1 protein-coding gene is annotated in these 940 nt (G+C 56.1%); it reads left to right on the top strand.

What is annotated here, in order from left to right; translation table 11 throughout:
- The first annotated feature begins 112 nt into the window (after positions 1-112).
- Positions 113-667 carry a MarR family winged helix-turn-helix transcriptional regulator gene (locus VZ95_RS19285; RefSeq protein WP_045777307.1) on the top strand — a complete coding sequence of 185 codons (555 nt, stop codon included), beginning with the start codon at positions 113-115 and terminating at the stop codon, positions 665-667.
- Positions 668-940: the final 273 nt, after the last annotated feature.

The following is a 940-nucleotide window of genomic DNA, read 5'->3' as shown; positions in this document are numbered from 1 at the left end:
GTTCTAGTCCTCAAGAAGTCGTATTCCATTCCCCCCGCTTGTCGGTATGATAGGCATAACATGCGCCAAAAAGGACGCATGACCAATGGGCGGGGCCAAGGGAACGGGCTACATGAGCGACCTGAAAACAGGCTTCAATCAGCTATTCCTGCGTGAAGAAGAACTGCGGCAGGCAATAGAGCTAATGTTTTATGCCTACCGTGATTTCACGGCAGAGCCCGATGCGATGCTGGCCAAATGGAATTTTGGCCGTGCCCACCATCGGGTCATCTATTTCGTCGGGCGATACCCGGACATCACGGTGAGCGATCTGTTGGCGATCTTGAAGATCACCAAACAGTCGCTTAGCCGCGTGCTGGGGCAATTGATCGACCAAAACTACGTCGCCCAACGCCCCGGCCTGCGCGACCGGCGGCAGCGGCTGCTAACCTTGACCGATAAGGGCCAGGAACTCGAACGGCTGCTGTCGGAAAACCAACGGCAGTTGATCGCCAAGGCCTATCGGTCGGCGGGGGCCGCTGCGGTCGAAGGGTTTCGCAAAGTGATGGTCGGGATGATTGCGGAGGAAGACCGCAAGCGCTTTCGCCCCGTCGGCACGCCCAGTGTTGCAGCGCCCTCGGGACGCCCAGCCCCGACGCCTCTGGTTCGCCCGGTTCGGGTTCCCTAAGCTTTATTCCCTGGAATAATCGTGTGCCGATTATAGGGACTGGCGATTTACGCGTGACTTCCGCGCGGCGACAGCCCATAGTCCGAAGGAGTATGGGCTGGCCGCAGAAGGGGGCAAAGCAATGAAATCCTTGGGTTTGAACGATTTCCGCTACTTGTCTATTGCCCCACTCCGCCTCAGTGTCATTGAGCAATAGAGATTGTTATTATTTCTGCTATGACAAGTGTGCAGCAAAAAATCAAAAAGTGATGAATCGGGCAACCGTATGGTGCA

The organism is Elstera litoralis (assembly GCF_000963705.1).
In the GTDB taxonomy this organism is placed as follows: domain Bacteria; phylum Pseudomonadota; class Alphaproteobacteria; order Elsterales; family Elsteraceae; genus Elstera; species Elstera litoralis.
The sequence above is the reverse complement of the archived record's forward strand: the minus strand, read 5'-3'. Positions and strand labels throughout refer to the sequence as shown.